9 protein-coding genes are annotated in these 6431 nt (G+C 46.3%); all 9 read right to left on the bottom strand.

Features of this window, described 5'->3' with window-relative positions; all coding sequences use genetic code 11:
* The coding region (locus ACED36_RS05015) for a GTP-binding protein (protein WP_371732866.1) at positions 1-277 on the bottom strand (277 nt) is incomplete at its 3' end.
* Positions 278-377: 100 nt separating this feature from the next.
* The gene (gene fusA, locus ACED36_RS05010) at positions 378-2474 is read right to left on the bottom strand and encodes an elongation factor G (RefSeq protein ID WP_016962007.1); all 2097 of its coding nucleotides are present in this window, start codon (positions 2472-2474) and stop codon (positions 378-380) included.
* 72 nt (positions 2475-2546) lie between these two features.
* Positions 2547-3017: a 30S ribosomal protein S7 gene (rpsG, locus tag ACED36_RS05005; RefSeq protein WP_016962006.1), complete on the bottom strand. Its 471-nt coding sequence runs from the start codon at positions 3015-3017 to the stop codon at positions 2547-2549.
* A 97-nt stretch (positions 3018-3114) separates the two neighbouring features.
* Positions 3115-3489, bottom strand: coding sequence for a 30S ribosomal protein S12 (gene rpsL, locus ACED36_RS05000; RefSeq protein WP_002535163.1), 375 nt, complete (start codon positions 3487-3489; stop codon positions 3115-3117).
* A 179-nt stretch (positions 3490-3668) separates the two neighbouring features.
* A complete protein-coding gene (gene tusB, locus ACED36_RS04995; RefSeq protein WP_371732865.1) occupies positions 3669-3959 on the bottom strand; it encodes a sulfurtransferase complex subunit TusB in 291 nt (96 codons plus the stop codon).
* Between the two features lie 27 nt (positions 3960-3986).
* Complete coding sequence (tusC, locus tag ACED36_RS04990) at positions 3987-4343, bottom strand: sulfurtransferase complex subunit TusC (protein ID WP_017002711.1); 357 nt, start codon at positions 4341-4343, stop codon at positions 3987-3989.
* A gap of 9 nt (positions 4344-4352) precedes the next feature.
* Entirely contained in the window at positions 4353-4745 is a 393-nt protein-coding gene (gene tusD / locus ACED36_RS04985; RefSeq protein ID WP_016962003.1) for a sulfurtransferase complex subunit TusD, read from the bottom strand.
* The gene (locus tag ACED36_RS04980; RefSeq protein WP_017002710.1) at positions 4742-5464 is read right to left on the bottom strand and encodes a transcriptional regulator; all 723 of its coding nucleotides are present in this window, start codon (positions 5462-5464) and stop codon (positions 4742-4744) included. The genes tusD and ACED36_RS04980 overlap by 4 nt, the downstream gene beginning before the upstream one ends.
* Positions 5465-5633: 169 nt before the next feature.
* Positions 5634-6404, bottom strand: coding sequence for an FKBP-type peptidyl-prolyl cis-trans isomerase (gene fkpA, locus ACED36_RS04975; RefSeq protein WP_016962001.1), 771 nt, complete (start codon positions 6402-6404; stop codon positions 5634-5636).
* Positions 6405-6431 lie beyond the last annotated feature (27 nt).

Raw genomic sequence — 6431 nt, 5'->3', positions numbered from 1 at the left:
TCATGTTTTTAACATAATCGGCGTGTCCTGGGCAGTCTACGTGTGCGTAGTGACGTGAAGGAGTATCGTATTCTACGTGTGAGGTAGAGATAGTGATACCGCGCTCACGCTCTTCAGGAGCGTTATCGATAGATGCGAAGTCACGTGCTGAACCGCCGTATACTTTTGACAGTACAGTACAGATAGCAGCAGTTAGAGTGGTTTTACCGTGGTCAACGTGGCCGATTGTACCAACGTTAACGTGCGGTTTCGTACGTTCAAATTTTTCTTTAGACACGATCGTGTTCCTTCCTAGTTATGAGCCGCACCTACCGTCGTAAGTGCGATCAGAAGTTTTTATCAATGCTGGCGAACAATGCCAGCATCAAAGTTACTAATCAACAACGCTGTGCGATGATTGAATCAGCAACATTCTTTGGAACATCAGCGTATTCGCTAAATTCCATAGAGTAAGATGCGCGGCCCTGAGTCGCTGAACGCAAGTCAGTTGCGTAACCAAACATCTCAGCCAGCGGTACCTGTGCGCGAATAATTCTCAAACCAGCAGGACCTTCATCCATACCAGAAATCAAACCACGGCGACGGTTCAAGTCACCCACTACATCACCCATCCAGTCTTCTGGAGTGGTGATTTCCACTTTCATCATTGGCTCAAGAATAACAGGTTGCGCTTCAAGCGCACCTTTCTTGAAGGCCATAGATGCAGCGATTTTAAACGCCATTTCGTTAGAGTCAACATCATGGTAAGAGCCATCGAACAACGTCGCTTTCACGTCAAGCACTGGGTAACCGGCGAGTACACCGCTACTCATTTGCTCTTCAATGCCTTTACCAACAGAACTGATGTATTCTTTTGGTACTGAACCACCAACGATTTCATCAACGAAGACAAAGCCTTCGCCTAGTTCAGATGGCTCCAGTTTGATCCATACATGACCATACTGACCGCGACCACCGGACTGCTTGACGAATTTGCCTTCGACTTCAGCACTTCCACGGATAGTTTCGCGATATGCCACCTGCGGCTTACCTACATTACATTCCACACTGAACTCACGACGCATGCGATCGACAATGATGTCGAGGTGTAATTCACCCATGCCAGAGATCAGGGTTTGTCCTGACTCTTTATCCGTTTCGACGCGGAATGATGGATCTTCTGCTGCCAGCTTACCCAGCGCGATACCCATTTTCTCTTGATCAGCTTGTGAGCGTGGCTCAACGGCAATCTGAATAACAGGCTCAGGAAACTCCATACGCTCAAGAATCACTTTAGATTCTAGTGCACATAACGTGTCACCTGTCGTCACGTCTTTCAGACCAATTGCCGCAGCGATGTCACCCGCGCAGATCTCTTTGATCTCTTCGCGTTTATTTGAGTGCATCTGAACGATACGTCCAAATCGCTCACGTTTTTGCTTCACAGAGTTATAAACTGTGTCGCCAGTGTTAACCACACCTGAGTAAACACGCAGGAAGGTCAATGTACCCACGAATGGGTCAGTGGCGATTTTGAATGCTAGTGCTGCAAAGGGTTCGTTATCGTCTGCATGACGGTCGATCTCATTGCCATCTTCGTCTTCACCCTTGATTGCTGTCACGTCAACCGGAGAAGGAAGGTATTCAACAACGGCATCTAGCACCGCTTGAACACCTTTGTTCTTAAATGCAGAACCACAAGTTGCCAGTACGATTTCATTGTTAATCGTGCGTTCACGCAAAGCTTGCTTGATTTCGGCCTCTGTCAATTCCCCGTCTTCGAGGTATTTATCCATCAGCTCTTCATTTGCTTCAGCAGCGGCTTCTATCAGATTCTGATGCCACTCTTCAGCCAGCTCTTGCATGTCTGCAGGGATCTCTTCATAACTGAAGGTCATACCCTGATCAGCTTCATTCCAGTTAATCGCCTTCATTTTGATCAGGTCGATTACACCGCGAAACTCATCTTCTGCGCCAATATTCAAATGAATTGGAACAGGGTTAGCGCCTAGTCGATCTTTAATTTGATTAACTACGCGCAAATAATCTGCGCCTGTACGATCCATCTTATTGACGAAAACCATACGAGGGACTTGATATTTGTCGGCTTGACGCCAAACAGTCTCAGACTGAGGCTCAACGCCGGACGCTGCACAAAATACAACGACTGCACCATCTAATACACGTAATGAACGCTCAACTTCAATCGTGAAGTCAACGTGTCCAGGGGTATCGATGATATTGATGCGATGCTCAGCGAATTGTGCATCCATACCACGCCAGAAGGTTGTAGTCGCAGCCGAGGTAATGGTAATACCACGCTCTTGCTCCTGCTCCATCCAGTCCATGGTTGCCGCACCATCGTGCACTTCACCAATCTTATGAGATAGACCGGTATAAAACAGGATACGCTCTGTTGTTGTAGTTTTGCCTGCGTCTACGTGCGCGCAAATACCGATGTTACGGTAGCGCTCAATAGGTGTCTTACGAGCCACAGTAGTATCCTCTTACTCAGGTCGATCTTGGAATTGGGTTTAGGCGCGGCAGAAGCCGCGCCTAAAAAGGTATTACCAGCGGTAATGAGCAAACGCTTTGTTCGCTTCTGCCATACGGTGAACGTCTTCACGTTTCTTAACAGCAGTACCTTTGTTCTCAGATGCATCTAACATTTCGTTAGCTAGACGCTGAGCCATAGATTTTTCACCACGCTTACGCGCTGCTTCAACCAACCAACGCATAGCAAGTGCGTTACGGCGAACCGGACGTACTTCTACTGGTACTTGGTAAGTTGAACCACCAACACGGCGAGATTTAACCTCTACCGCAGGGCGTACGTTTTCAAGAGCTAGTTCAAACACAGACAGATGTTCTTTACCAGAACGCTCAGCCATGATTTCTAGTGCACCATAAACGATTTTTTCTGCAGTCGACTTTTTACCGTCAACCATTACGATGTTTACAAATTTTGCCAGCAGCTCTGATCCGAACTTAGGATCCGGAAGGATTTTACGCTGACCAATTACGCGACGACGTGGCATGGAATTCTCCGTTGTCTTCTTCAGGTTTTATCCAAAACTTTTCAGTTTTTTCAAAATTACAAATTAATTAGTGTTTGGCCTTACTTAACGGATTCCATTAAGACTTCGGACGTTTCACACCGTACTTAGAACGACCTTGTTTACGGTCATTAACGCCTGCACAGTCAAGTGCACCACGAACGGTGTGGTAACGCACACCTGGAAGGTCTTTTACACGACCGCCGCGGATAAGAACAACGCTGTGCTCTTGCAGGTTGTGACCTTCACCGCCGATGTATGAAGTAACTTCAAAACCGTTGGTCAGGCGAACACGGCAAACTTTACGTAGAGCCGAGTTAGGTTTTTTAGGCGTGGTAGTGTAAACACGAGTACAAACACCACGTTTTTGCGGACACGCTTCCAACGCAGGCACGTTGCTTTTCGCAACTTGCTTGATGCGTGGCTTACGTACCAGCTGGTTAATAGTTGCCATTAAATAGCTCCTGATATTACTTACGTATATGTGTGAAAAATCTATGCCCCACAGAAGTAGGGACGCGAAATTTTAGGCGTCGTCTATTTGGGTGTCAAGATTTATACAACGATCTTTGCATCGAGCAATTTGTAAACGCTGCTATCCTGAGCTTTTACGCTAGTCGAAAGAGACAATATTCACCATTTCATTTGCGTGACATGCTGCTCCGTTAGCGAAACAAAACCTTTAATATCAACAAGTTCGAAATCCTTACTAATTTCCCGACTTAAGCCTCTCGCCACCACATCGTCATGAAGAACATAAATACGACGTCCTGACAACGTCAACGCTTCTTGCCACTCCCCGCTGTCAATTGCGGCGATCACAGCGTCTTCGATCAATAAGATCTCGCTGTTTGGGTCAGAATAGCGCAAACAATTGCTCAACGATGACGACGAAAAAGGAGAAGTACTGACTGTATGAAGCATCGTCTGTCCTTTAAAACTGGAGCACTTTTAGAACTGAAGTACTTTGGCACACTGAGCTAATTGTTCAGCGATCACTTCTGGCGTTGTGATATCGACATCGACAACTAACGATGGTTTGCTCAAGCCGCGTTCACTCAACGATGCTTCACAAACATAGATGTCTTCAACATCGCAAAGTGCCAACATTTTAAATGTTGAAATGTAGTCACGACATAAAATGTCAGCTGGCTGCTGATGCGAGAGAAGTTGCAAGACACCATCACCCACAAAGAACAACACAAGATTTTCACTGTAGTTTGAGGTAGCCAAAACGGCATCAAGCCCTTCACGCCCACTTGCAGATCCATGCGGTGCTGATGAAAAGACAAATCCAAGTTTCTTCATGTTCGAACCTTAAAACTGCACAACGCGATCGGCAGTAAGCATCGCTTCTGACAGCGCACCCAACCCAGCCTGCGAAAAGCCATCTGCCATATTGGATGACGATAACTGATGTTGCTTGGCTTCATCTTGGCTCACTTGTCCACGACGCAGCGCAGCGGCAACGCACGTTTCCAGTTCGGTATTGTTTTCTTTTGCCAACGTTTGCCATGCCACGACCAAATCAAACTCATCGTTGGCAGGCACGGTTAGCGATGAAGCATTAGACACACCATCTTGATAAAAAAAGACACGCGATAATGTGTGCCCTTTCTCCACTAGCGCCTTAGCAAATCGATAGGCTGTCAGTGACGATTGTCGGCCATATACGGGCGCACTCACCACGATGACGTAATCTAGTGTCATCTTTCCTCATCCTCACCTTTACGCTGACGGATATACAGATACACAGTGTGCTTAGAAATATTGAGACGGTCTGCCACACGGTTGATCGCATCTTTGATATCGAAAATACCTTTATCGAACAATTCCATAACGATCTGACGATTCTTGGTGTTATTGGATACGGATTTATCTGCGTTGATTTCTTCGATGGTGCGTTCAACCGTTTGGTCCACTAACTCGTCAACGTCGCTGGCAAAGTTAACCGCAGAAACCGCCTGACGTGCTTCTTCGGTTGGCATAAATGCTTGCAATACCTGAGAAAAAGGAGCGTCCAGATTGATATTGATACAAAGCAGTCCAATGACACGATTTTCGCCATTGCGAATAGCCACCGTGATGGATTTCATCAGAGTGTTGCCCTTGGCACGCGTAAAATAAGCACGGGAGAAGTTGCGTTCAGATCCTTCGATATCACGCAGCATACGTAGCGCCAAATCCGTGATAGGTGAGCCAACCTGACGACCAGTATTCTCGCCGTTGGCAATTTTAATCGCTGACGTATTCAAGTCTTCCAGTGAGTGCAGCACGATTTCACAGTGTTGGCCAATCAATGCAGCTAACCCGTCAACCACGGCTTCATAGGATTTTAGGATAATGTTGTCTTGTTCGGTAAAAGGATTACTTTCGATAAAGTCACTGTCGACGATCACATCTGAACCGAAACTGTCTGTTGATACCACAGGCCTATTTTCCTTTTGTTAGTTTTCGCTCATCAACGGACAAAAGATAAACGAAATCTGCAATCTTTAAAATCTAGCGATAAGTCTAACAGACTTGGTTCAAAAGATGTAAAAACCCCGACAGACGTCGGGGTTTTTAGTGTTCCAATGCTATCGCTTTAAGGCGGTATTAATTAGCGGCTGGTTTACCTTTGATTTCTAGCAGCTCAACATCAAACACTAACGTTGAATTTGCTGGAATAGCAGGCGTGTCTTGCGAGCCATATGCCAACTCAGAAGGGATCACGAATTTGAACTTAGAACCGACAGGCATTAGCTGAACACCTTCTGTCCAACCTGGGATCACGCGGTTGAGTGGGAAAGTCGCTGGCTGGTTACGATCGTAAGAGCTATCAAATTGCGTACCGTCAGTCAGGGTGCCTTTGTAGTGCACAACAACGGTATCTTCCGCTGCTGGTTTCTCACCGTCACCCATTTTCTCAACCATGTACATCAAGCCAGAGTCTGTGGTGGTTACACCATCGGTTTTCGCAAACTGTGTGCGGTACTCATCGCCAGCTTTCACTGCAACCGCTGCTTTCTCTTGCGATTGCTTTTGCGCCATTTCTGCAACACGCTGATCTAGCGCTTGCAATGCCACTTGTGCTTCTTCTTCACTCAATTTTGATTGATCAGCAAAGGCGTCTTGTACACCTTGAAGAACCAGATCAGAGCTTAGTGCCAAACCAATTTCTTGTTGTTGCTCAAGATTTGCTTTTAAATATTGCGCTAACGAAGCACCAATTGCATAGGCGGCTTTGTCATCTTCAGTGGCGAATGTAACGGTTTCAACAGCGACAGGCGCTTCAACTTTCACGGTTTCTTCTTTCGCGTCTTCTTGACAACCTACGGCCAGTGCAACGGTGGCCGCCAGCAATGACATTTTAAAAACTGATTTCATTAGTTACTCCGTTGGTATAAAAACCAC

The sequence above is a fragment of the Enterovibrio sp. FF113 genome (assembly GCF_041439165.1).
In the GTDB taxonomy this organism is placed as follows: domain Bacteria; phylum Pseudomonadota; class Gammaproteobacteria; order Enterobacterales; family Vibrionaceae; genus Enterovibrio; species Enterovibrio norvegicus_A.
This window is presented reverse-complemented; position numbering and strand designations above follow the sequence as displayed.